The sequence below is a fragment of the Kitasatospora sp. NPDC034035 genome (genome assembly GCF_055575755.1).
The window spans coordinates 77,452-101,455 of the sequence record NZ_JBVISA010000031.1 but is presented as its reverse complement, the minus strand read 5'-3'; the positions used below and the strand labels follow the sequence as shown (position 1 = coordinate 101,455).

The 24,004-nt window shown below is 72.0% G+C and carries 18 protein-coding genes; 11 read left to right on the top strand and 7 right to left on the bottom strand.

Annotation, left to right across the window (positions count from 1 at the left end; translation table 11 throughout):
• The first annotated feature begins 43 nt into the window (after window positions 1–43).
• Window positions 44–601 (top strand): hypothetical protein, encoded by a 558-nt coding sequence (locus ACZ52J_RS33300; protein ID WP_465624055.1) that lies wholly within the window; start codon window positions 44–46, stop codon window positions 599–601.
• Window positions 602–659: 58 nt separating this feature from the next.
• Window positions 660–2,225 (top strand): AAA family ATPase, encoded by a 1,566-nt coding sequence (locus ACZ52J_RS33295; protein ID WP_033354984.1) that lies wholly within the window; start codon window positions 660–662, stop codon window positions 2,223–2,225.
• 1,593 nt (window positions 2,226–3,818) lie between these two features.
• Here the strand turns inward: ACZ52J_RS33295 and ACZ52J_RS33290 are convergent.
• Entirely contained in the window at window positions 3,819–4,376 is a 558-nt protein-coding gene (locus ACZ52J_RS33290) for an integrase core domain-containing protein (RefSeq protein ID WP_465624053.1), read from the bottom strand.
• A gap of 629 nt (window positions 4,377–5,005) precedes the next feature.
• Between ACZ52J_RS33290 and ACZ52J_RS33285 the strand changes: the two genes are divergently transcribed.
• From ACZ52J_RS33285 to ACZ52J_RS33245, 9 genes are all read left to right on the top strand, one after another.
• Window positions 5,006–5,854, top strand: a complete 849-nt coding sequence (locus ACZ52J_RS33285; RefSeq protein WP_360493112.1) for a carbohydrate kinase family protein — start codon at window positions 5,006–5,008, stop codon at window positions 5,852–5,854.
• On the top strand, window positions 5,851–8,925 hold the full coding sequence (locus ACZ52J_RS33280; protein WP_465624051.1) for a non-ribosomal peptide synthetase: 3,075 nt from the start codon (window positions 5,851–5,853) through the stop codon (window positions 8,923–8,925). Before ACZ52J_RS33285 ends, ACZ52J_RS33280 begins: the two co-directional genes overlap by 4 nt.
• A gap of 26 nt (window positions 8,926–8,951) precedes the next feature.
• Entirely contained in the window at window positions 8,952–9,953 is a 1,002-nt protein-coding gene (locus ACZ52J_RS33275) for a methyltransferase (protein ID WP_360493106.1), read from the top strand.
• 2 nt (window positions 9,954–9,955) lie between these two features.
• Window positions 9,956–13,300 (top strand): ACP S-malonyltransferase, encoded by a 3,345-nt coding sequence (fabD, locus tag ACZ52J_RS33270; protein ID WP_465624049.1) that lies wholly within the window; start codon window positions 9,956–9,958, stop codon window positions 13,298–13,300.
• 104 nt (window positions 13,301–13,404) lie between these two features.
• Window positions 13,405–14,691, top strand: a complete 1,287-nt coding sequence (locus ACZ52J_RS33265) for a cytochrome P450 family protein (protein ID WP_391492864.1) — start codon at window positions 13,405–13,407, stop codon at window positions 14,689–14,691.
• Window positions 14,691–15,905 carry a cytochrome P450 gene (locus tag ACZ52J_RS33260; protein ID WP_360493098.1) on the top strand — a complete coding sequence of 405 codons (1,215 nt, stop codon included), beginning with the start codon at window positions 14,691–14,693 and terminating at the stop codon, window positions 15,903–15,905. The genes ACZ52J_RS33265 and ACZ52J_RS33260 overlap by 1 nt, the downstream gene beginning before the upstream one ends.
• Before the next feature lie 14 nt (window positions 15,906–15,919).
• Window positions 15,920–16,336 (top strand): aspartate 1-decarboxylase, encoded by a 417-nt coding sequence (gene panD / locus ACZ52J_RS33255; protein ID WP_360493574.1) that lies wholly within the window; start codon window positions 15,920–15,922, stop codon window positions 16,334–16,336.
• A 31-nt stretch (window positions 16,337–16,367) separates the two neighbouring features.
• Window positions 16,368–17,327, top strand: a complete 960-nt coding sequence (locus ACZ52J_RS33250) for a class I SAM-dependent methyltransferase (RefSeq protein ID WP_465624046.1) — start codon at window positions 16,368–16,370, stop codon at window positions 17,325–17,327.
• 59 nt (window positions 17,328–17,386) lie between these two features.
• Window positions 17,387–18,736 carry an acyltransferase domain-containing protein gene (locus ACZ52J_RS33245; protein ID WP_465624044.1) on the top strand — a complete coding sequence of 450 codons (1,350 nt, stop codon included), beginning with the start codon at window positions 17,387–17,389 and terminating at the stop codon, window positions 18,734–18,736.
• 81 nt (window positions 18,737–18,817) lie between these two features.
• Here the strand turns inward: ACZ52J_RS33245 and ACZ52J_RS33240 are convergent, their stop codons facing one another.
• From ACZ52J_RS33240 to ACZ52J_RS33215, 6 genes are all read right to left on the bottom strand, one after another.
• Window positions 18,818–19,363, bottom strand: a complete 546-nt coding sequence (locus ACZ52J_RS33240) for a DUF2087 domain-containing protein (RefSeq protein WP_360493090.1) — start codon at window positions 19,361–19,363, stop codon at window positions 18,818–18,820.
• Window positions 19,364–19,431: 68 nt separating this feature from the next.
• Window positions 19,432–19,764 carry a DUF6204 family protein gene (locus ACZ52J_RS33235; protein WP_360493087.1) on the bottom strand — a complete coding sequence of 111 codons (333 nt, stop codon included), beginning with the start codon at window positions 19,762–19,764 and terminating at the stop codon, window positions 19,432–19,434.
• Between the two features lie 142 nt (window positions 19,765–19,906).
• Window positions 19,907–21,610 carry an MFS transporter gene (locus ACZ52J_RS33230; RefSeq protein WP_465624042.1) on the bottom strand — a complete coding sequence of 568 codons (1,704 nt, stop codon included), beginning with the start codon at window positions 21,608–21,610 and terminating at the stop codon, window positions 19,907–19,909.
• The gene (locus tag ACZ52J_RS33225; protein ID WP_465624040.1) at window positions 21,607–22,350 is read right to left on the bottom strand and encodes a TetR/AcrR family transcriptional regulator; all 744 of its coding nucleotides are present in this window, start codon (window positions 22,348–22,350) and stop codon (window positions 21,607–21,609) included. The genes ACZ52J_RS33230 and ACZ52J_RS33225 overlap by 4 nt, the downstream gene beginning before the upstream one ends.
• A 118-nt stretch (window positions 22,351–22,468) precedes the next feature.
• Window positions 22,469–22,864: a DUF3037 domain-containing protein gene (locus ACZ52J_RS33220; protein WP_465624038.1), complete on the bottom strand. Its 396-nt coding sequence runs from the start codon at window positions 22,862–22,864 to the stop codon at window positions 22,469–22,471.
• Window positions 22,861–23,619, bottom strand: a complete 759-nt coding sequence (locus ACZ52J_RS33215) for a HipA family kinase (RefSeq protein WP_465624036.1) — start codon at window positions 23,617–23,619, stop codon at window positions 22,861–22,863. The genes ACZ52J_RS33220 and ACZ52J_RS33215 overlap by 4 nt, the downstream gene beginning before the upstream one ends.
• Between the last annotated feature and the right edge of the window lie 385 nt (window positions 23,620–24,004).

Genomic DNA, 24,004 nt, shown 5'->3' with positions numbered 1-24,004 from the left:
ACCGGCCTGGCGGCGGCGCGTGACACTGGCCAGGCAGCAGGCAGTGCGAACACCCGGACCACTCGGCGGCCCGTACCACGCCTGGGCCGAGTTCCTGGAACGCTGGTCGGCGGGCGAGCCGGTCGACGACACCGGCCTGCCCGCACTCACGCCCACCGACTTCCCCGAGGACACCTGGCAGCGGCTCGGGGCGCGGATCAGGGAAGCGCTCCAACAGCGCCTCCAGGCATGGGCGGACGCGCTCGTCGCGGCTGTCAACGCGGCCGACGACGAGTTCGCCGCGGGCCGCGCCCTCACCCAGGCACGCACCGGGCTGCACCGGATCCGGGTGCTCGCCGGCCACCCGCAGCTCCCGGCCGACCTGAAGGAGAAGCTGACCGCGATCATCGACGAGCAGACCCGCCGGGCCCAGCAGGACTTGGAACGCGAGCTGGAGCGCCGGGCGTCGCGCGAGCACGACCGACAGGCCGTCGACGCCCGCCGCCGCACCCTGCGCGACAACCCGCTCACCGCCGTCATCACCGCCACGCCCCCGGCCGACCCGGGCGGCTGGTCCTACGACCCCGCCGACGGGCCGCGCCGCCGCATCGTGCCGGGCTGACCGCGTCTTCGACCCGCCGTCCTACCGCCGTCCCGCCGAACCGAGACCCGAGGCCCAGATGTCCAACTACGCCGAGAGCCGAGACGACCTCGACAACTACCTCACTGCCCGAGTACCGGTGATCGGCCTGCGTACCATCGAGCAGCAGCGGGCGCTGCGGCTGGTGAAGGAGGTGGCGACCCGGTCGCGCCGTAGCAGCCAGCCGTTCTGGATCTACACCAGGGCCACCGGCCTGCGCGACCTGCGCTCCAACGCCACCGTCCAGGACGACCGCTCCCTGACCGGTGCCATGGAGTTCGCCGCCGCCCAGTTCACCAGCCGCCCGCAGGCCACCCTGATCCTGGTCGACCCGGACGGGCTGGAGACCGACACCCACTTCACCCGGCACGTCGCCGAACTCGCCCGGCTGGCCGACGCCAACGCCGGCAGCATCGTCTTGATCACCGACAGCCCGATCTGGAGCGGACTGCAACGGCTCGGCATGAGCCTGCAGCTCGAACTGCCGGACGCAGACGAGATGTACGGCACCATCAAGAGCTTCCTCGACGACCACCACGGCGTGGTGCCGATCGAATGGAACGAGGACGACGCGCGCCGCGCCTCGGAGTTTCTGCTCGGCGTGACCGAGGCCGAAGCGGTCAACCTGATGGCCACCATCGTCGCCAAGGGATCGGTCCAGCGCGACGACGTCCTCGCGCTGGCCCGGGCCAAGGACCGGATCTTCAGCGACCTCGCCGGCCTCGAGCGGGTCCAGCTCAAGGCATCGGACTACTCCGTCGGGGGCCTGAGCAGCCTGCGGGGATGGCTCCAGCGCAAGCACGAACTGATGCACGCTGATCTGCGCGGCACCGACCTGCGGCCGCCGCGCGGCGTGCTGCTGGTCGGCGTGCCCGGCTGCGGCAAGTCGCTGTCCGCCAAGGCCATCGCCTCGCAGTGGCAACTTCCGCTCTACCGACTCGACATGGCGAGCATCCACGGCAAGTACCTCGGCGAGTCCGAGGGCCGGATGCGGGAAGCGCTGGAGACCGCCGACCGGGTGGCGCCGTGCATCCTGTGGATCGACGAGATCGAGAAGGGGCTGGCCGGCAGCCACGACATGTCCGGCGTGCCGCAGCGCATCATCGGCCAGTTCCTCTTCTGGCTCCAGGAGTCGGACTCCCGCGCGTTCGTCGTCGCCACCGCAAACGACGTCCGCAGCCTCCCGCCCGAGCTCCTCCGCAAGGGTCGCTTCGACGAACTCTTCTTCGTCGACCTCCCCGACGCACAGGACCGCAAGGAGATCATCGATCTCTACTACCGCAAGTACGTCAAGGTCGAGCCCGACCCGAACCAGGTGGACCGCCTCGTCGACCTCTCCGAGGGATTCGCCGGCTCCGACATCGAAGCCGCCCTCCACGAGGTCGGCGCCGAGGTACACCTCAACGGCGGAGCCGCCAAGCTGCTCCCGTCGTTCGTGCTCGACACCTTCGCCAACACCACGCCGCTCAGCCGGACCAACCCCGAACAGATCGAGGAGATCCGCACCTGGGGCCGCGACCGAGCCGTCCCGGCCGGCCGCACCACGACCACCACGACGTCCGGCACCTCCGGTACACCCCGCCGCGTCGTCTTCATGGGCGAGTAACCGACCGCCCATGCGTGCGCCAGGGGTCTGTACTTTGAAAGGCTCCGTCTCGTAATCGGTGGTAACCGTTTGTGATTCAGGCGAGGAGGATGCGGTGTCATAGCCAGGAAGTGGCCTTGTCGCTGCGCACCGCCCGCAGCGTGCCGATGAAGGCACCGGCGCCGGCTGCGAGGAACTTCTGGGCCCATCCCGTCATCTGGGGTGAAGTCCGGGGAGGCTCCCGAGGAACGGCAGGCGGCGAGCAAGGCCAGCGGGTTGCTGCGGGCCAGACTGCGCTGGGCGCCTGCACCGTTGAGCAACTTTACGGACCGACGCTCCTCGGCCCTGGCTTGGTTTCCGTCAGCCGTCGGGGCCCGACGGGAACGGCGGGGGCGCGACCCGCTGTACAGGTCCATGTAGAACATGTACTGCATCAGCTGTTGGAGCGTGTGGAAGGTACGGGCGAAGACGCCCTCACCGACCGTGACGGGCGGGGTGCATGACCTCGAACAGGTCGCTCAGCCAGTCGGCCGAAGGCGAGGATGAGATCCCGCTCGACGCAGTCCTCGTACCCGGCGTAGGTCGTCAGCGCGAGCTCCTCCTTCCTCGCCACCAGCCACTCCCGCAGGAACTCGCCACCGTGATGCGCCGGTCTTCGTACACCCCGCGCGGCTCACCGTCCAGCACCGCCTTCATCTCCCGGGCCGCCTCGGCGCGGGTGGCGACCCCCGCGCCGGCGGGTCTTCCGGTTCCCGTCCTCGGGGGCAAGTTCGGCACAGTACGTCCACTTGCCGTGCTTCAGATCCCCGGCCAGCCTCGGACACCACGGCCTCAACTGCCTCCCGGATCCGCCCGTACAACCACACCGCTGGTACACCCGACCACGCTGCGCACGCTGTCCCATGAGTTTCCCCTTCTCTCGGACTGAGTGGTGCCTCCGGGCAACAGCGGCTGTCGTGTCGGGTGTGGCGGCAGAGCGCGTTGGGCGGTGCGCGAAGCACATCAGAATCAACCGGCGAAGACACGCTCAAGACGCGCTCGGAAGATCACCATCCATGACCAGTGGGCAGGCGACCATGATCCGCCCGCAGGCCCGGCCCCGTGGGCCAGTGGGCGGCACCGGCGCAGGGGCAGTCGGGCTGGCGTGACGCCGCCTTCTGAAAGCCCGACAGATTTCGGTTACAGGCAGTACCTGCGGCGGGGTGGGCGGCCTGGGGAGCATTTTGGGACCACGCCAGATGAGCGCCCATGGACGCTGATGATCCGAAACGGACACTTATGCGCAAAGTAAACGCTGAGCCACGGTCAGCAGCTCGCGGCGCCGCTTCCATTGAGAAGTCACAACTCACCTGTATCTCATGGTAGTTGAATAACAAGAAAGACCGACACCTCAGGGTCTCGGCTTTCGACGCTAAGTCGACCCCTTGGCTGGGGGTCAAGGGGTCGCAGGTTCAAATCCTGTCGTCCCGACAGTGATGTCGGAGCCCCGCTGACTGGACGAAGGTCCAGGCCAGCGGGGCTTTTGCCGTTTCTGAGAGCAGGTCAGCGCACGAACCTCAGGTGGCGACCGGGGGTCTCCGGCGGGTGCGGGGGCCGATAAATCATCCGGCCTGCTCACGCGGCATGTCGGTACTCCTGCGGGGTTCCTCCGGGTCGGTCTCGTCGGCGGATCTGAAGGTGCCTGATCTGCGCTGGCACGTCGATCGGGTCGGGTAGGGGACGGAGCGGCGCGGCTTGCTTCAGTGCTCGGTGGGGCCGGTGCTCGTTGTCGTGGGTCTCGAACTCGCGGAGCGCGTGGAGGAGGTGGCGTTGGTGCCAGATCGAAGTGCGGTCCAGGGGCTCCCTGCGGCAGGTCTGTATCCGGCGCTCCATGACGGAGTTCATTCGCGGTATCCGGATGCCGGTGGTGACAACAGTGAGTCCGGCGTCGGTCAGCAGGGCGTCGAAGGCGGCGGTGAACTTGACGTCGCGGTCGCGGTCGCGGTCGCGGATCAGGAATCTGGCCCTGGCGCGGATGGAGCGGACGGTGGGCGGGCGCCCGCGACGCCTCGGTGCGCAGGTCGCGGCATGGCGCCGCTTGAGCAGGTCGCGGTGCCACCGCGGGACCGTGTCCGGGCGGACCAGCAGTAAGAGGTGCCGTAGCTGGCCAGACGCAGCAGCACGACAGATCATGATGCCGCTGGTGCCCTGTGCAGGTGAAGATGCCGGGGAAGCGCCGAGCGGATCCGAACATCGACGATCAAGGCCGCGACCTGCGCGGATGATGTGTCGGCACCCGCAGTGTCGGGCGTGATGACCAGCGGACGTCGTGTCAGATGAGGTCTCCGGCAGGGCGATACCGCTCGTGATGTCCCGTCAACTCCGGTGCTGCGGCGGATGCCGGCGGTGGGCTCCGGGCCCCTGGCGGGCGCCGTCGGCGCGGTGGGGGCCGGTGCGAAGACTTTCGGACAGTTCCCGGTGGCGCGATGCCCCTCCGCGGGGGGCGTTTGGGGCGGAATCGGGGGTGTGATCCACTGGATTTCCGCCGATTTTCCGGGAATTTCGCGCACTTTCTCGGCAAGGGAATGTTTGGCATGCCGGATTTCTGGGTAATGGCGATCTTGTCGCGTGTGTCTGAAACCCTCCCCCCTGGCTCAAAGTCGCGTAAGGCGCATCATGATCAGGCGTGATTGGTCTTGATCGATTGATGTGGACAGGATGATCAGCTGGATCTAGTATCCGGGGTGGCCCGGGCCGGTGAGGCCTCGTCAGGCCCGTGAAAATTACCCGGCAACTCATCGTTGACAATCGGGGGAGTCAATATGCCCAACCCTGCCGTGTGGAACGTCGTCTTCGACGCCGGAAGTGACGCCGATATCGTGCTCGCCGCCGATTTCCCGGTGACCGGCCGCAACGAGGGCGGGTTCGCCGAGCTGGCGCCCGGTCTGAATCCGGACTTCTCGCTCTGGCAGACGGTCGCGCCGGTCCGCGCCCCCGAGACCGGCGCCTCGCCGGACGAGTACCTGGAGGGCTGGCTCTCCGAGATCGAGGCGTCCGGACGGACGGTCCGGGCGGTCATGGGCTACTGCGCGGGCTCGGTGTTCGCGGGCGCCCTGGCCGAGAAGGTCGCCGAGCGCCAGGCCGTCGCCCCCGCGGTGATCGTGTTCGACCCCGAGCTGGTCGACGTGCCCACCGCCCACCTCCAGTTCGGGCGGGTGGTCGGCAACATGACGACCATCCTGACCGAGGAGGAGATCGCCAACCTGTCCGGGACGGCGGAACTGCTCGCCGCCAAGCCCGGCATCGAGCCGGCCGAGTTCGCGGCCGAGCTGTACTCGGTGTTCACGCCGATCGGCCGGGGCGCCCTGCTCCGGGCCGGGCTGGCCGAGGACTACGCCGACGAACTGGTCGCCATGGTCGGCTCGTTCATGGCCTACCTGTGCGCCGCCTCCGGCCTCGACCCGCGGCCGGGCTGGGCTCGCGCCACGGTGGTCACCTCCGGCAGCGAGCGCAGCGGCCTGAACCGGATGCGCACCACGCCGGGCGTGGCGCCCATCGTCATCGCGGACGAGCACCGCTTCGAGGTCGAGCACCGCGACCTCCTGCGCACCCCCGCCGTCGCCGAGACCGTGGCCGGCCTGCTGGCCGCCCGGCCGGAGGGCGGCGCGTGAGCCCCGACATACCGGGCGGGGCCGTTCGCGCGTCCCGCAAGGAGACCACCCTGTGGCTGCTCGACGAGCTGGTCCCGGGCAGTGGTGCCAACAACCTGTCGCTCGGCCTGCGGGTGCACGGCCGCCTCGACGCCGCCGCGGCGGCGAAGGCCACCCAGCTCCTGCTGGAGCGCTTCGAGGTGCTGCGGACGGTCTTCCACCGCAAGGACGCCGAGCTCACCAGGTCCGTCCCGGCCTCCCTGGCCGTCGACCTGGAGGAGGCCGACCTCGGTGAGGGCGAGGAACTCGCCGCCCTGACCGCCTTCGTCGCCCGCCCCTTCCTCGCGGACGGCAGCCCGCTGGTGCGGGCCCTGCTGCTGCACGGCCCGGACCACGACGTGTACTGCCTGGCCCTGCACCACGCCGTATCGGACGTCCAGTCCACGGCGATCCTGCGCGCCGAGTTCGTCACCCTGTACGAGGCGGTGCTCGCCGGCGGGCACCCCGAGCCCGTCGAGGTGCCCGCCTGGCACGAGCCCGAGGCGTCGGAGAAGAGCCGCCGCTACTGGGCGCAGACCATGGCCGGGTTCCGGTCCTCCGGGCTGGAGCTGTGGTGCGAGCGTGCCGAGCAGCCGGTCACCACGCTGCGGGGCGACGAGGTCACCCACGTGCTGTCGCCCGAGGCCCACGCGGTGGTGCGCCGCCTGCAGCGGGAGCTGCGGGCCCCGGAGTCGGTGGTCCTGCTCACCGCCTACGCGGTGCTCCTCGCCGCGCACGGCGCCGGCCCGGACCTGACCATCGGTTCGCCGGTGAACTCCCGCACCCGGGAGGCGATGGACGCGATCGGCTACCACAGCAACCTGGTCACGCTGCGCCTGATGCTCGACCGGGAGGCGAGTTTCCGGGATCTCGCGGCACTGGCCCGTCGTACCTTCCTGGAGGCGATGGCCCACCAGGACGTGTCCGCCGACGATCTGCTCGACGTCGTCGAACGGGACGGTTCCGGTTGGCGCAACGTGCTGTTCAAGCACGTTTTCAACTACGTTCCCTACGTCGAGGACCAGCGCGCTTTCACGATTGCCGGAACCGACGCCGAGCTCGTCGTCGTGGAGAACGGCTTCAGCCAGTTCGACCTCGAATTCTTCGTTTCCGCCAGCAAGGACAAGGCCACCGTGCGCGCGGTGTTCTACACCGGTGTGCTGGATCGATCCGACGTCGAACTGATGGTCAGCCGGTACGACGCCCTGCTGGTCGCGGTGGGCGCCGAACCGGACGCGCCGATCGCCTCGCTGCCGACCTGGTCGGAGCGGGACCACGCGGTCATCGACGCCGCCAACGCGACCGACCGCGCCGTCGAACCGCCGTCGGTGCTCGCGGGCTTCGCCCGGCGCGCCGCCGCCGAGCCGAAGGCCCTGGCCGTCCGGGACGGCGACAGCGCGGTGACGTACGGCGCGCTGTGGTCGGCCGCCGTCGACACGGCCGCCCGGCTGACCGAGGCCGGCGTGCGGCGCGGCGACGTCGTCGCCCTGCTGCTGCCGCGCGGCGCGGCCCTCGCGGCCGCGGTGTTCGGCACCTGGCTCGCGGGCGCGGCCTACCTGCCGCTCGACCCGAACCACCCCGAGGAGCGGCTGGCCCACCAGCTCGACGACGCGGGCGCCCGCACCGTGATCGTCGGCGCGGGGATCACCGCGCCGGACGGCCCCCGCGCGGTGGCCGCGCCCGACTGCGCCACGGCCCCCGAGGTGCCGGTCGACCCGGCCGCGGTGACCGTCGGGCCCGACGACCTGGCCTACCTGATCTACACCTCGGGCTCGACCGGCCGCCCCAAGGGCATCCCGATCCCGCACCGCAGCCTGGTCAACCACATCGTCGACTACGCCGAGCGGTTCGGCGTGGCCGGATCCCCCCGGCCGACCGGCTGGCTGAGCACGTACAGCTTCGACACGTCCTCGCTGGAACTGATGATGCCGCTGCTGCACGGCGGCCACACCGTGGTGCTCCCCGACGAGGCGCGCACCGACGGCGCCCTCCTCGCGGCGGCCGTCACCGCCCACGACATCGGCTTCCTCCAGGCCACCCCGACCACCTGGCGGCTGGTCGTACGGGAGGACGCCGACCTGACGGCCGGCCGGACCATCCTGACCGGCGGCGAGCCGCTGCCCGCCGAACTGGCCGACACGCTGCTCGCGGCCGGCGCCGACCTCTGGAACGTCTACGGCCCGACCGAGAGCACGATCTGGGCGACGGCCGGCCGGATGACCGCCGACCGCACCGGCCGGGTGGACGTCGGCGCGCCCGTCGCCAACACCCGGATCTTCATCGCCGACCCGCACGGCCGCCCGCTGCCGATCGGTCTGCGTGGCGAGCTCTGCGTGGCCGGGATCGGCGTCGCCGAGGGCTACCACCGGCGGCCCGAACTGACCGGCGAGCGCTTCGGCGAGAACGCCGAGTACGGCCGCTTCCACCGCTCCGGGGACGTCGGCCGCTGGCGCCCGGACGGCCGGATCGACCTGTACGGCCGGACCGACCGCCAGGTCAAGCTGCGCGGCAACCGCGTGGAACTGGCCGAGGTGGAGGCCGTGCTGGTCGGCCATCCCGACGTCGAGGCGGCGGCCGTGGTCGTCGTCGGAGACCCCGGGGCGGACGGCTCGCTGGCGGCGTTCGTCCGGGTGCCCAACCGGCCCGAGGCCGTCGACGAACTCTGGGACCACGCACACAAGTTGCTCCCCCGCTCGGTGATCCCGCACCGGTTCGTCGCGGTGGACGCCTTCCCGCGCACCGGCAGCGACAAGGTCGACTACCTGGCCCTCGCCGCCCTCGCGGCGCAGGACCAGGGCCCGGCCGCCGCCGGCCCCGCCGCGGCCACGGACGACGAGCTGACCGGGACGATCACCGCGCTCTTCGCCGAGCTGCTGGAGCGTCAGGACCTGCACGCCGGGGCGAACTTCTTCGCCAACGGCGGGCACTCGCTGCTGGCGGTCGTGCTCGCCCAGCGGATCCGGGACCTCACCGGCGTCCGGCTCGCCCTCACCGACATGTTCGAAAACCCGACCCCCTCCGCGCTGGTCGACCGGCTGCGCCGGACCGCCTGACCGGACCTCGAAGGAGCCACAAACCCATGGAGATCCTCAAGCTGGCCGTCAGCGGCTGGTTCGCCCGCGCGCTGGCCGTCGCCGCCCGACTGGAGATCGCGGACATCCTCGCCGACGGGTCGATGACCGCGGCCGAGCTGGCCGAGCGCACCGAGACCGACCCCGACGTGCTGTACCGCCTGCTGCAGATGCTCACCGTGCCGGGCATCCTGGAGCGCGACGGCGAGAAGTTCAGGCTCGCCGAGGCCTACGCGCCGCTGCGGGCCGACCACCCGTTCACCCAGCGCCACTTCGCGATCCTCTCCGCCGAGCTGTACGACGACGCCTTCGCCGGCCTGATGCACACCGTCAAGACCGGCCGCTCCGGCTTCCAGGAGGTGTTCGGGGAGTCGCTGTACGAGTACCTGGAGACCCACCCGGAGACCGCCGAGCTGTTCGACCAGGGCATGATCGACCTGGCCGCGCCGGTCGCCCACTGCCTGGTCCAGCAGCACGACTTCACCGGTGCCAAGACCGTCGTCGACGTCGGCGGCGGCAGCGGCGGCCTGCTCCCGGGCATCCTCGCCGCCAACCCCGGGCTCAACGGCGTCGTCGCCGACCGGGCCAGCGTCTGCAGCCGCGGCACGGCCGCCCTCGGCCGGGTCCGCGACCAGGAGGTGCTCGACCGGATCAGCTACGTGCCGAGCGACTTCTTCGCGTCCGTCCCCGCCGGGGCCGACCGCTACCTGCTGAAGAACGTGCTGCACGACTGGACGTACGACAACTGCGTGCGCATCCTGCGGACCATCGCCACCGCGATGGCCGAGAGCCCGGCCGACGCCCGGCTGCTCGTGCTGGAGCCGCTGGTGGAGAACGACATCGACGGCTGGCGCGCGATGTTCCAGGCGGTGGCGTGCGACGAGGGCACCCTCGGCCTGGACGAGCCGGCGATGCGCCGGGCCCTGGAGGAGGGCGGCTTCACCGTCGAGTCGGTGACCCAGCTGCCCACCGGTCACAAGGTCCTCGAAGCCGCCCTGCGCGCCTCCTGACCATGCTCACACCGGTCTTCCTCTTCGCGGGTCAGGGCTCCCAGTACCACGGCATGGGCAAGTGGCTCTACGGGGCCGACGCCGTGTTCCGGGACACCCTCGACTCCCTGGACGCCGTCGTCCGCGACACCCGGGGCGACTCCGTGGTCGCCGCCATCCACGGCGGCGACCACGGGCCCGAGCGGCCGATGACGCGGCTGTCGCTGACCCAGCCGGCCATCTTCATGGTCGAGTACGCCCTGGCGCGGATGCTGCGCTCGTACGGCTTCGAGCCGGCGGCGGTGCTAGGCGCCAGTCTGGGCGAGGTCGCGGCGGCCGCGGTGGCCGGCATCGTCGACCCCGAGGAGTGCCTGACCTCCCTGCTGCGGCAGGTGGAGCTCTTCGAGGCGGAGTGCCCCCGCGGGGGCATGCTCGCGGTGCTCGCCGACGTCGGCCTCGCCCGACGGGACCCCGTCCTCGCCCGGGCGCACGTGGCCGCGGTGAACTCGCCGGAGAACTTCGTCCTCGCCTCGACGGCCGGGGAGCTGGACCGGATCGAGCGCCACCTCCAGGCCTCCGGCACGCTCTGCCAGCGGCTGCCCGTGCTCTACCCCTTCCACTCACCGCTGATCGACCCGATGGAGGGCGCCTTCAAGGACCTGGTCGGCTCGCTGACCACCAGGCCCGCGACGACGCCGCTGATCTCCGGAACCACCGGGACGGCCGTGCAGATGATCGACCCGACCCACCTGTGGCGGGTGCTGCGCGACCCGTTCGACCTGACGAGGGCGCTCGGCCCGCTGCTGGCCCGGGACGACCTGCTCTTCCTGGACCTCGGTCCGTCCGGCTCGATGGCCAACCTGGTGCGCGCGGCCCTGCCGAAGGGCAGCTCGTCCCGGGTCATGCCGCTGCTGTCCCCGTACGCCCGCGAGGAGGTGCTCCACCGGGCCGTGCTCGACACACGCCCCGCGCTCGCCACCCCCGCACGACGAACCGAGGTGACACCCGTGACCGCTCCGACGGCAGTGCCCGCCCGACCCGCCGGCGACGCGAAGCCGCTCGACGCCGACCCGGGGACACTCGACGTCTGGGTCTTCCCCGGACAGGGAGCGCAGGCCAAGGGCATGGGCCGGGAGGTGTTCGACCGGTTCCCCGACCTGGTGGCCCGGGCCGACGCCGTGCTCGGCTACTCCGTCCGTGAACTGTGCCTGGAGGACCCGGGCCGCAACCTGCGCGACACCCGCTACACCCAGCCCGCGCTGTACGTCGTCAACGCGCTCACCTGGCTGGCGGCCGTGCAGGAGGGCGGCCGGCTGCCCGACTACGTCCTCGGCCACAGCCTCGGGGAGTTCGTCGCCCTGTTCGCCGCGGGGGTGTACGACTTCGAGACCGGGCTGCGACTGGTCGCCGAGCGCGGCCGGCTGATGGGCGAGGTCACCGGCGGCACGATGGCCGCGGTCTCCGGCGTCGACGCCGGGCTCGTCCGGCAGGTGCTCCGGGACCACGCCCTCGACGAGCTCGACCTCGCCAACGACAACGCGCCCACCCAGACGGTGATCGCCGGCCCGGTGGAGGCCGTCAACCGGGCGCTGCCGCTGCTGAAGGAGGCGGGCGCCCGCTGCGCACCGCTCAACGTCAGCGCGCCGTTCCACAGCCGCTACATGGCGCGGGCCGCCGAGGAGTTCGGACGGCTGCTGGACGCCACCACCTTCGCCGCGCCCAAGATCCCGGTGATCGGCAACGTCGAGGCCAGGCCCTACCGGGCGGGCGAGGTGGCCGCCACGCTCCGCCGGCAGATCGTCTCGCCGGTCCGCTGGACGGACAGCATCCGGCTGCTCATGGCTCTGGGCGGGTTCCGGGTGCGGGAGCTCGGCCCCGGGCAGGTGCTGACCAAGCTGATCGACCGGATCCGGACCGAGGCCACCCCGCTCCCGGCCGCGGAGCTCTCGGCCGCGGGGTTCCCGGCGGCAGGGCTCCCGAGCACGGAGTTCCCGGCCGCGGGGCTTCCGACCGCGGACGACCGGGCCGCAGGGCTGCCGGCCGCGACGGCGCAGGCCGTCCGGGGCCCCGGGGAGCTGGGGTCGGCGGCCTTCCGCCGTGACTACGGGGTCCGCCTCGCCTACGCCGCGGGCGGGATGCGCCTCGGCATCGGCTCGGTGGACCTGGTCGCCCGGATGGCGCGGGCCGGCCTGCTCTCCTTCTTCGGCGCCGCCGGACTCCCCGCGGCCGAGGTGGGCGCGGCGGTGGCCCGGATCCGGGACCTCACCCCGGCCGGCGCGCCGTTCGGCGTCAACGTCACGCACGACCCCTTCGACCCGGGAGCGGAGGACGAGCTGGTCGACGTGCTGATCCGGCACGACGTCCGGTTCGTGGAGGCCGCGACGCACGTCGAGGTGACGCCCGCCCTGGTGCGGCACCGCCTCACCGGCGCCCGGGTGCTGCCGGACGGCACCGTCCACGTGCCCCGCAAGCTACTGGCCAAGGTGACCCGCCCGGACGCGGCGCGCCTGTTCCTCTCGCCGCCGCCCGCCGCGCTCGCGCGGCAGCTGGTGGCCGAGGGGCTGCTCACCGCCGAGGAGGCGGCGGCCGGCGAGCGCGTCGCGCTGGCGGACGACGTCTGCGCGGTCGGCGACGCCGGCGACCACTCCGACCTGGCGGCGCTGTGGGCGCTGCTGCCCTCGCTGCGCCGACTGCGCTCGGAACTCGGGGGAGTCGCGCGGGCCGTGCGGATCGGCGCCGGCGGCGGCATCGGCGCACCGGAGTCGGCGGCCGCGGCCTTCGTCCTCGGCGCCGACTTCGTCCTCACCGGCTCGGTCAACCTGTGCACGGCCGAGAGCGGGATCAGCCCGGCGGCCAAGGACCTGCTGCAGCAGGCCGACGTGCACGACACGGCGTTCGCGCCGTACGGCGGCCTGTTCGAACTCGGCGGCCGTGCCCGGGTGTTCCGCCGCGGCGTGCTGTTCCACGCCAGGGCGACCAAGCTCTACGACCTGTGGCGCAACCACGACTCCTGGGACGCCGTGCCCGCCGCGGTGCGCGCCAAGGTGGAGCGCGACTACCTCGGCGCCCCGTTCGACGAGGTGTACGCGCGGCTCGGCCGCACCGCCGAACCCGGCACCGACCCCAAGCGGCGGATGGCGCTGGTCTTCCGCTGGTACTGCGCGCAGGCCAGTGCCTGGGCCATCGAGGGCGCACGGGACCGGGTCGCCGACTACCAGATCCCCTGCGGCCCGGCGCTGGGCGCGTGCAACCGCTGGCTGGAGCACACCCCGCTGCGCGACTGGCGGGACCGCCACGCCGACGAACTGGCCGACCGCCTGATGGCCGAGGCCGCCGCCGTCGGCACCGACACCGCCGCGGCCGCCTGACCGGCCGCCATCCACCGCGCCGCGCCGGTCGTCCGACCTGCCGCGCCGCCCCGGCCGCCTGCCCCGGCCCGATCGAAACGCTGAACGAGGAGCGAGCTGACCCCATGACCGACACCGCCGTGCCCGAGCACCCGCACGACGCCGACGAACCCGCCGGTACCAGCGGACCGGACCCGCTCGCCAGCGAGTTCGACCTGTCCGACCCGGCGTTCATCACCGACCCCGCGGCGGGGGAGCGCTGGCTCTCGGCCCCCCGCCCGGTCTGCCGCGGCAAGTTCGCCGACGGCAGCGACATCTGGGTGGCCACCGGCTACCAGGACGTCAGGAACGTCCTGGGCGAGCCGACCCTGCGCAGCCGCCCGCCGGGCGACTCGCACCGGCAGAGCATGCTCAGCCGGGGCGTCCCCGAGGACATCGTCGACATGTTCGACTCGACCCTGCTGACCATGGACGGCGCCGACCACATGCGGGTGCGCCGGCTCGTCACCCGGGCGCTGTCCGCGCGCCGGATGCAGGCGCTGTCCCCGGCGATCGCCCGCGTGGCCGAGCGCCTGCTGGACGGCCTGGCGGCCGAGCCCGAGCCCGACCTGATCGCGCACTACGCCCACCCGCTGGCCATCATCGTCATCTGCGAACTGCTCGGCGTGGACGAGGAGTACCGCGAGCAGTGGCGCGAGTGGAGCGAGACGCTGGCCCAGGCCCTGCGGCCCAACCCGGAGCAGTTCGCCCCGGCCGTGCGCGGCATGGCCGACGTGACCCGCAAGCTGATCGACGCCCGCCGGGCCGAGCCCAGGGACGACCTGATCTCCGAGCTCGTCGAGGCGCAGGAGGACGACAGCGAGCGGCTGAACGACGACGAGCTGGTGGCGCTGGCCATGGTCCTGGTGCAGGCCGGCCACGAGACCGTCCGCAACCTCATCGCGCTCGGCGCCCTCACCCTCCTCCAGCACCCCGACCAGCTGCGGCTGTTCAAGGAGAACCCCGGGATCGGCGACCGCGCGGTGGCCGAACTGGTGCGCCACACCGCGCCGGTGAAGCACACCTTCCGCCGCTTCGCCACCGAGCCGGTCGAGATCGGCGGGGTGACGGTGCAGCCGGGCGAGGCCATCCAGGTGGTGCTGGCGGCCGCCAACCGCGACCCGGAGGAGTTCGAGCACCCGGAGCGCCTGGACCTCACCCGCGAGCACAACCCGCACCTGGGCTTCGGCCGCGGTGCCCACTACTGCCTGGGGGGCAGCCTCGCCCTCATCGAGGGCGAGATCGCCCTGACCAGCCTGTTCGACCGGTTCCCCGACCTGCGGCCGGCCGTCGACCCGGCGGAGATCGCGCCGCGCTACCTGCTGGCCATGCAACGGTTCCCGGTGCTGCTGTCACCGGAGGAAGAGAAGTGATGAGCGACGCCACCCCCACCCCCATCCCCACCGTCGACGGCCATCCGATGCGCCGAGGCAGTTGTCCCTTCGACCCGGCCGTGGGGCTCGCGGAACTGCGCGCGGAGCACCCGATCGCCCGGATGGTGTTCCCGGACGGGCACATCGGCTGGCTGGTCACCGGCTACGACGAGGTCCGCCGACTGCTGACGGAGCGCCGGATGAGCTCGCGCGGGGAGATCCTGCGCTCGCCCATCCCGCTGCCGATGGCCTCCTCCCGCATGGCGATCCCGCCGGGCATGTTCACCGCGATGGACCCGCCGGAGCACACCCGCTACCGGCGCCAGGTCGCCTCGTGGTTCTCGGCCCGCCGCACCCGGACGCTGGAACCGTGGATGACCGAGCTGGTGGACCACCACCTCGACGCGATGGTCGCCCACGGGGGGCCGGTCGACCTGGTCGAGGCGTTCGCCGAGCCGGTGGCCGTCGCCGCGATCTGCGAGCTGCTCGGCGTGCCGGCCGACCAGCGCGAGGAGTTCGGCAAGGCCATCCAGGCGCTGTTCACCGTGCACTCCAGCGCCGAGGAGGCGATCGCGGGCTGGCAGAACATCGGCGCCGCGCTGGCCCGGCTGGTCCAGACGAAGCGCGCCGAGCCCGCCGACGACATGCTCGGCACGCTCGTCGCGGGGGGCGAGCTCAACGACGAGGAACTTGCCACGATCGGCAGCGTGCTGCTCGTCGCCGGTTACGACACCAGCCTCAACATGATTGGCCTGGGGACCTTCGCGCTGCTCGAACACCCGGAGCAGTACGCCGCGCTGGCCGCCGACCCGGAGGGGCTGGCCCCGAAGGCCGTCGAGGAACTGCTGCGCTACCTGACGGTCGTTCACGGGGGCTCGATCCGCGCGGCCGGCGAGGACCTGGAGTTCGACGGGCACCGGATGGCGGCCGGCGACGCGGTCTCGATGTCGCTCGCCGCGGCCAACCGCGACCCCGCGCTCTGCGCCGACCCGGACCGGCTGGACATCACCCGGGAGTCGGTGCCGCACCTGGCCTTCGGCTACGGCATCCACCAGTGTGTCGGGCAGCAGTTCGCCCGGCTGGAGCTGCGGATCGCCTTCGAGCGCCTCGCCGCCCGACTGCCGGAGCTGCGCCTCGCCGTCCCGGCCGAGGAGATCCGCACCCGCGCGGAGATGATCATCTACGGCGTCCACGAGCTGCCGGTGACCTGGTGAACGGGGAGACCATGCTGTTCCGCGAAATGCTCAAGTCCAAGATCCACCGAGCGACGGTGCGACAGGCGGACCTGCACTACGTCGGCTCGATCACCATCGACGCCACCCTGATGAAGGCCGCGAACCTCTGGCCCGGGGAGAAGGTCGACGTCGTCGACGTCGACAACGGCGCCCGCCTGAGCACCTACGTCATCGAGGGCGAGGCGGACAGCGGGATCATCGGCATCAACGGCGCCGCCGCCCGGCTCATCAGCCCCGGCGACACGGTCATCATCATCGCCTACGCCTCGATGACCGAGGAGCGCGCCCGCTCGTACGAACCCAGCGTCGTGTTCGTCGACGCGGACAACCGGCCCCTCACCACCGGCGGCGACCCGGCCGACGTGCCCGAGGGCTTCGGCCTGGTCCGCGGCGACACCGTCAGCGCGTGAGCGCCCCCGACCCGGCTCCCGGAGAACGCACATGACTGCCACTCCCGAGATCATGACCGCCTTCACCAGCGGCCTCAAGGACATCAACCTCGACGAGTCCAGCGCGCCCCGCCAGGGCGAGAAGGCCGCCGGGATGAAGAAGGCCAGCGCCACCATCTACGACATGGCCGCCACCCTCTCCGGTGAGGGCGACCTGTGGAACTGGGGCATGTACGACGCCAGGATCGCCGAGGAGATCCGGGCCCTGCTGCCCGGGTTCGGCGAGCCGTGGACCGACGGCTTCAGCGAGCAGCTGTACTTCCTCGCCCTGCGCGACCTCCCGGTCGAGCTCGACGACCTGGCCGGCCAGGACGTCCTGGAGGTCGGCTGCGGCATCGGGGCGGGCCTGAACTTCCTCTCCAGGATCGTCCCCGAGGCCCGGATGACCGGCCTCGACCTGTCGCCCAGGGCGATCACCCGGGCCAACGCCACCCTCGCCCGGGGGAGCGGCCTGCGGTTCGTGCACGGCGACGCCGAGGAACTCCCCTTCGAGGACGCCTCGGTGGACGTGCTCGTCAACATCGAGAGCTCGCACACCTACCCCGACCTCGGCAAGTTCCTGCGCGAGGTCGAGCGGGTGCTGCGCCCGGGCGGTCACCTCAGCCACATCGACGTGTTCACCCGCCAGCGGTACACGGCGATGCGCAAGACCGCCGCGGAGATCGACGGGCTGGAGTGGACCACCGACCACGACATCTCCGCCGAGGTCCGCGCGGCGGTGCGGCGGCGGATGGCGCAGGGCAGCCACTTCCGCAAGAAGCTGGAGCGCCAGCGGCTCAACCCGCTGATGCGCCAGATCGTGGCGCACAGCCAGATCCTGATGTTCGGCGGCATGTTCGCCGGCTACCAGCCGAACTCCACGATCCGGGCGCTCAGCCGGATCGGCGTGGTCCCGTGGATGAGCGGGCTGCCGATGGAGAGCTACCGCCACCAGATCGCCGTCCGCCGATGACACCGTCCGGCGGGGCGCCGGCTCCCGGCGCCCCGCCACCCGGACCGAGAGAGGGAGACGTGAACGCACGGCTGTTCGCCGTCGCCGCCGACACCGGGGACCGGCTCCGGGCGGTGCTGTTCGCCCACCGGGCCCGGATCCTGGACGGGCGCGACCTGCCACCGCTGGCCCACTACTGCCGGGACGCCGCGACCGGCTCCGCCGGCCCGTACCGGGTCGCCTTCGCCGTCGAGTCGTACGAGGAACTCGCCGGGCAGCTCTCCGAGCGGCTCGACGGGTCGAGCACGGCGGAGGGCGGCGGGAGCCTCCCGGAGGCCGCCCCCGACCGGCCCTCCGGGCTGGTGTTCGTCTTCGCCGGCCAGGGCGCCCAGTGGTACGGGATGGGGTGCGAACTGCTCGCCACCGAACCGGTGTTCCGCGAGGCCCTGCACCGCTGCGACCGGGAGGTCCGGGAGTTCGCGGGCTTCTCCGTCGTGGAGCAGATCGGCCTGGACAACACGGCGTCCAGGCTGGGGGAGATCGACGTCCTGCAGCCGACCATGGTGTCCCTGCAGATCGCCCTGGTGGCGCTCTGGCGCAGCTGGGGCGTGACGCCGGACGCGGTGGTCGGCCACAGCATGGGGGAGATCGCCGCCGCGTACACCGCCGGGGCGCTGTCCCTGCGGGACACCCTGATGATCGCCTGCCGGCGCAGCGGACTGCTGCGGCGGATCGTCGGCAAGGGGGCGCTGGCGACCACGGAGCTGCCGCCCGCCGAGGCCCACGCGGTGGCCGCGGCCAGCGGCGGCCGGATCAGCGTCGCCGGGGAGAACAGCCCCCGCTCGACGGTCCTGGCCGGTGACGCGGACTCACTCGCCGCGCTGGTCGAGGAGTTGGAGCGGCGGGACGTCTACTGCCGGGTGATCAAGGGCACGGTGGCCTCGCACAGCCACTACGTCGACGAGCTGCGGGACGACCTGAGGGCCGCGCTGCGCTCGCTGCGGCCGGTTCCGACGCGGGTGCCGATGTACTCGACGGTCACGGCCGAGCCGGTGCCCGGCACCGAACTCGGCGCCGGCTACTGGATGCGCAACCTGCGGGAGCCGGTCCGGCTCGCCGCCGCGGTGGAGGGGCTCCACGCGGCCGGCCACGAGGTGTTCGTCGAGGTCAGCACCCACCCGGTGCTGCTCAGCCCGATCCGGCAGACGCTGGAGCACGGGGAGCGGGCCGGTCGCCTGCTGCCCTCCGGCCGTCGGCGGGCCGAGCGCCGCTCGGTGCTCGACTCGCTGGGCGCGCTCCACCAGTGCGGGTTCCGGCCGGACTGGTCGGCGCTGTTCCCGCCCGCCGGGTCCGCGTCGGCGCTGACGCCGTACCAGGCGGCCGTGCTGGACGCGGTGCGCCGGCCGAGGCCGGTGCCGGCCGGGATCTGAGGGGCCGGGCCCGCTCGACGGGCCCGGAGGGGAAAGAGGCGGAAGGCCCCGCGTTCCGGGTGCGGGGCCTTCCGCCGGTCTTCATCCGGCGCTGCCCACGGGGGCGGCGAGCCGGTAGCGGTTGGACTCACGGGCCAGCAGCCCGTCGTCGACGAGGGCGCGCCGCAGCGAGACGGCGTCCAGCACGCCACCCTCGCACCAGGGCTGCAGGCGGTCGGTCACCGCGCGCTCGTCGTAGTCGTCGCCGGCGGCGAAGGTGCTCCCGGCGATGTGCCCGAGCACCGCGAGCCTCGCGTCGTCCTGCTCCGGCACGTCGACCAGGATGCCGCCGCGGATGTGCCCGCGCAGCTGCGGGTCGGGCTGGTCGGCCGCCATCTCCTCGGCCACCCGCCGGGCGGCGGTCTCCGCGGCCTCGGCGAGGGAGGCCTCGTCCAGGGCCAGCGAGCCGCGGCCCTGGACGAGCAGCCCGCTGCGGACCAGCTGTCCGATGGCCTTGGCGGCCTGCGGTGCGGCGAGCCCCGAGGCGGAGAGGATCTCCGAGGAGGTCGTCGCGCCGAGGGCGAGCGCCGAGAACACCCGGCGCAGAACCGGATCGCCCAGGTCGATGGCGAGTTGTTCGGGTGTCATGAGAGAACGCATCCTTTCCGAAGCCTGCCGGCCCGTGCGCCCGGCACGGGCCGGTTCCCATCCGGGGGTCAGCGGCCCTTGCGCTTGACCTTGATCTTGGACAGGTCGGTGGAGACCGACCGGAGGTCCCGGTAGGTGCCCCCGAGCTTGTGGATGGCGGCCGCGGCCAGCTCCTCGGCCTGGCCCAGCACGAGGTCCTCGGTGTCGTCGTCGGTCGCCGGGATGAGGACGCGGAACGTGAAGGTGAGCAGGGCGGGCTCGTACGTGACGGTGCCCTCCTCGGTGAACCGGGCCTTGAACAGGTCGTGCTCGCCGGCCTGGGCGACCAGGGAAGCCCGCTGTTCGTCCGTGAGCTCGGCGAACTTGCCGTGGGTGATGACCTGGTAGGTCGTACCGCTCATAACTGTGCTTCTCCAGGTGTGGGTTCGGTCACCGGCCCGCGTTCCACGGGCCCGCGCGGTGGAGTTGATTGCGCGTCAGTCGGTGACAGGGCAGCAGGTCAGCCTAGCAGTCGGGGGCGAACACCCCTTCGGTCGCCGAGGCTCACGCCTGCTGCTTCTCCGGCCGGTGGGTCCGGTGCGGCAGCAGGAACAGCAGGCCGGTGACCAGCACCAGACCGCCGGCCGCCCAGTACAGCGCCTCGCTGTAGGTGGCGATGAAGGTCTTGGAGCGGATCTCGTTCAGGGTGCTTCCGACCGTCTTGGCGTCGGCGCCGGAACCGGCGTCCTGGCTGCTGCCCGAGCTGCTCGCGAGCAGCGTGGTGCAGCTCTCGGGCACCTTGGTCAGGTCGGGCTGGCCGAGCGAGTCGGTCGCGCAGGCGCGGATCGCCCCGGCCTGGGCCGGTGCCACCGCCTGGACGGTCGGGATGATCTTGTCGGCCTGCGGGCCCGCGTTGCTCGCCAGGGCGGAGAAGAAGACACCGCCGATGATCGCCACGCCGAGGGCCGCGCCGAGCTGGCCGGTCGCGTTGATGATGCCGGACGCCGCGCCGGCCTCCTGCGGCTTGACCTCGCGCAGGATCAGACCGGTCAGCGGGGCCATCAGCAGACCCATGCCGGAGCCGAGCAGGAGCATGGACGGGACGGCGTGCCAGGAGGTGATGCCGTCCCCGGCGTGGTTCGCGACCCAGGCGTAGGAGCCGACGCCGAGCATCATCGCCACGGCGCCCGCCACCAGGGTGTACCGGCCGTACCGGGGGTAGAGCGTGCGCACCGCGATGGTGCCGACGATCGGGACCCCGAGCGAGAACGGGATCGCGGTCAGACCGGTGTGCAGCGCCGACCAGCCCAGGCCGCCCTGGAGGTAGAGCGTCCAGCTGAGGAAGAAGCCCGCCGGCACGGCGCTGAAGAGCATCTGCGCCGCGACGCCGGCGCCGAACGCGCGGACCTGGAACAGCGAGAGGATCACCAGCGGGGACCCGTCCTTGCGGGTCTTGTACCGCTCGTAGAAGACGAAGCCGACGAGGACGGGCGCGGCGCCGAACAGGCAGGTGATGCTCCAGGCGGGCCAGTCGAGCTCACGGCCGAGCATGAGCGGCAGCATCAGCAGGAGCAGGCCGACGATCGCGAGCAGCATGCCGATCAGGTCCAGCCGCATCGCGTGCGGGGACTTCGACTCCCTCATCCACTTCGAGGCCCCGACCAGGGCGGCGATGCCGACCGGCAGGTTGACCACGAAGATGGCGCGCCAGCCGAGGTCGAACGGGCTCCAGTCGACCAGGGCGCCGCCGAGGATCGGGGCGGCGACGATGGCCAGGCCGATCATGCCCGCGTACAGGCTGACGACGCGGCCGATCTCCTTCGGGTCGAAGGTGACGTGGATGACCGCCAGGACCTGCGGAACCATGATCGCGGCGGTCATGCCCTGGAGGATGCGGGCGACGACCAGCATCTCGGAGTTCTGCGCGGCCGCGCAGAGGGCGGAGGACACCACGAACCCGGCGACGCCGGTCATGAACATCCGCTTGCGGCCGAAGATGTCGCCGAGCCTGCCACCGGTGATCAGGATGGCCGCGAACGCCAGGGTGTAGCCGGCGGTCACCGCCTGGACGACGACGGCCGACGCGCCGAGGTCACCCTGGATGGTCGGGATCGCCACGGTGACGATGTTGACGTCCAGCAGGTCCATGAAGGTGGCGACCAGCAGGACGGCCAGCGCGAGCCACCGCTTCGGGTCCGGCGCGGGGGCGTCGGAGGCGACAGGCGGTTCGGCGGTCGGCTGCGCCGCCTGCCCAGCCTTGCTGCTCATGGGTTCTTCTCCGGCTTCTCGATCGGTGGCGTCCGGCCCTTGTCGGTCGGACGCCCGGGGGACGGGCGGGAGGCTTCGTTGGCGGGCGCGGGGTTCCGGGCGAGCGCGCTCCACGAGCGCATCAGCAGTTCGATGGCGTTCGCGACGGTGTCGATGTCGCTGTCCTCGGGGGAGATCACGCGCTGGATGGACAGTCCGTCGCCCAACGAGTGCACGACGAGGGCCAGGAACTCGACCGGGGCCGGGGGGGCCACCGAGCGGTCGGCGAAGCCCTGTTCCAGCGCCTGGGCGAGCGCGGCGCGCGAACGCCGCTCGCGGTCGGCGAGCACCGGCAGGAGCTTCGGGTCGCGCAGGCCGTAGAGCCAGAGCTCGGTGCGCAGGGCGAGCCAGCTGCCGAGGGTCTCGTCGCGCCGGCGGTACCAGGAGCGCATGTGGTCCATCAGGTCGTCGAACGACCCGGCGTCGCGGCTGAGCTCCTGTATCTCCTCGAGCTCGCGCTGGGTGCGTTGCTCCAGCAGGGCCAGGACGAGCTCGTGCTTGCCCTCGAAGTTGCCGTAGAACGCGCCGCGGGTGTAGCCGGCGCGCTCGACGATCTGTTCGACCGAGGTGCCGCTGACACCGTGCTCGGCGAAGAGTTCGGCCGCGGCCTGCAGCAGCTGCTCGCGGGTGAGTTCCCGGCTCTGCTGCCGGGTGAGCCGCCTGGTGATGGTGATCGCCTCCTGATGCGCCGTCGGATACAAGACTGTATCCCAATACGGCTCTGTATCTGAAATGGATTCCGGAACGACGAAGGGCTGCCGCCGCCTCCCGGGGGAGGCGACGGCAGCCCGAGGGCGACCGGTGGGGCGAATCCCGAGGTCAGTGCACGAAACGGCGCATCAGCCGGTCCAGTTCCGCGGCCGGGTCGGCGGTGATGCCGCCGTGCACCGGGCTGGGCTGGACGATCGCGCTGCGCGGCGCGGTGAGCCAGCCGAAGCGGGTCCGGGCGGTGCCGCCGGCGGCGGGGCCGGCGGCCCGGTCGCCGGCGCAGATCGCGCGGATCGCCTCCAGGGCCCCCGCGACGGCCACGACGTCGACCTCGGGGTCGAGGGCGCGCAGCCGCGCCTCGTCGAGGTGGATCGCGGCGCCGAGGTAGTCGGCCTCCTTGCAGTACAGCAGCGCGCCGACGTTGATCCGCTCGCCGCGGTCGACGCGGGGAACGGCGTACAGCAGCGCGTAGTCGAATCCGATGGACGGGGTCGTCTCAGTGCTCATGCCGGCCACCAGCCGCGCTCGCCGGCGCAACGGGCCGTGAGGTAGTCGCAGTAGCGCTCCCGCAGCACGTCGGGTTCGAGGCCGTTCGCGGAGTTCATGCCCAGGAGGAAGTGGTCGGGCACCATCCCGACGACCTCCTCGACGGTCTCGCGGGTCACCAGGGCCGCCAGTTCGGCGTCCAGGTCCCGGAGCTTCGCGTCGGAGACCTCGGACACCGGCTCGCTCAGGACGTGCGAGTCCATCGGGTACTTGCGGTTGGCCCAGGCGTCCACGGCCGGCCACGAGTGCTGGAAGATCAGCGCGGCGCCGTGGTCGATCGCCCACAGCTGCCGGTGCCAGATCAGCAGGTTGGGGTTGGACCAGGTGCGGTCCACGTTGGCCGTCAGCGCGTCCAGCCAGTAGATCCGGGCGGCCTCCTCGGCCGGCGGCTGCCACTTGATGCCGTCGTAGTTCACCGAGCCGGGCAGGAAGTCCATGCCCAGGTTCTGGCCGGTGCTCGCCAGCAACAGGGCCTGGACCTCCTGGTCCGCCTCGCGGCGGGCCAGTTCGGGGTCTATGTCGAGGAGGACCAGCTCGGGAACCCGGATGCCCAGGCGCCGTCCGAGCTCGCCGCACACGACCTCCGCGACCAGGGCCGCGCTGCCCTGACCGGCCCCCCTGAACTTGACCACATAGGTGCCGTCGTTGTCGGCCTCGACGATGCCGGGTAGTGAGCCGCCCTCGCGCAGGGCGGTCACATACTGCGTGCCTTTCACGTTCCGTAACATGCTGGGCACCCTACTGGGGGCGGTGGTGTGCTCCAAAGCGCCGGCCGAATCCTCGCCGTCGGCCCGGGAGTTCGCGGTCGCGGCGGCCGACCGGCCGACCCGTTCCCCGGTGAATTCCCGAGCCGGCGGGCGTGGCTGGATTGTTGTCCCCGTCGATGGTTTTCGGCCGATCTCCGGGCAGGGCCGGACGGACCCCTCCGGCGACGGTGACCGGGTGATCCGTTCCGACCGACACCGCGATCGGTCGTAAGGCGAGGTGAAATGACCATGCATCAGCTGGTCAGCCATCAGAAATGCCTGGTGGGGGCCCTGATGGAGAAAGATCGAAATAACCGGAATGAAATCCGCCGATGTGGGGAAGGCCTTGTCCGGT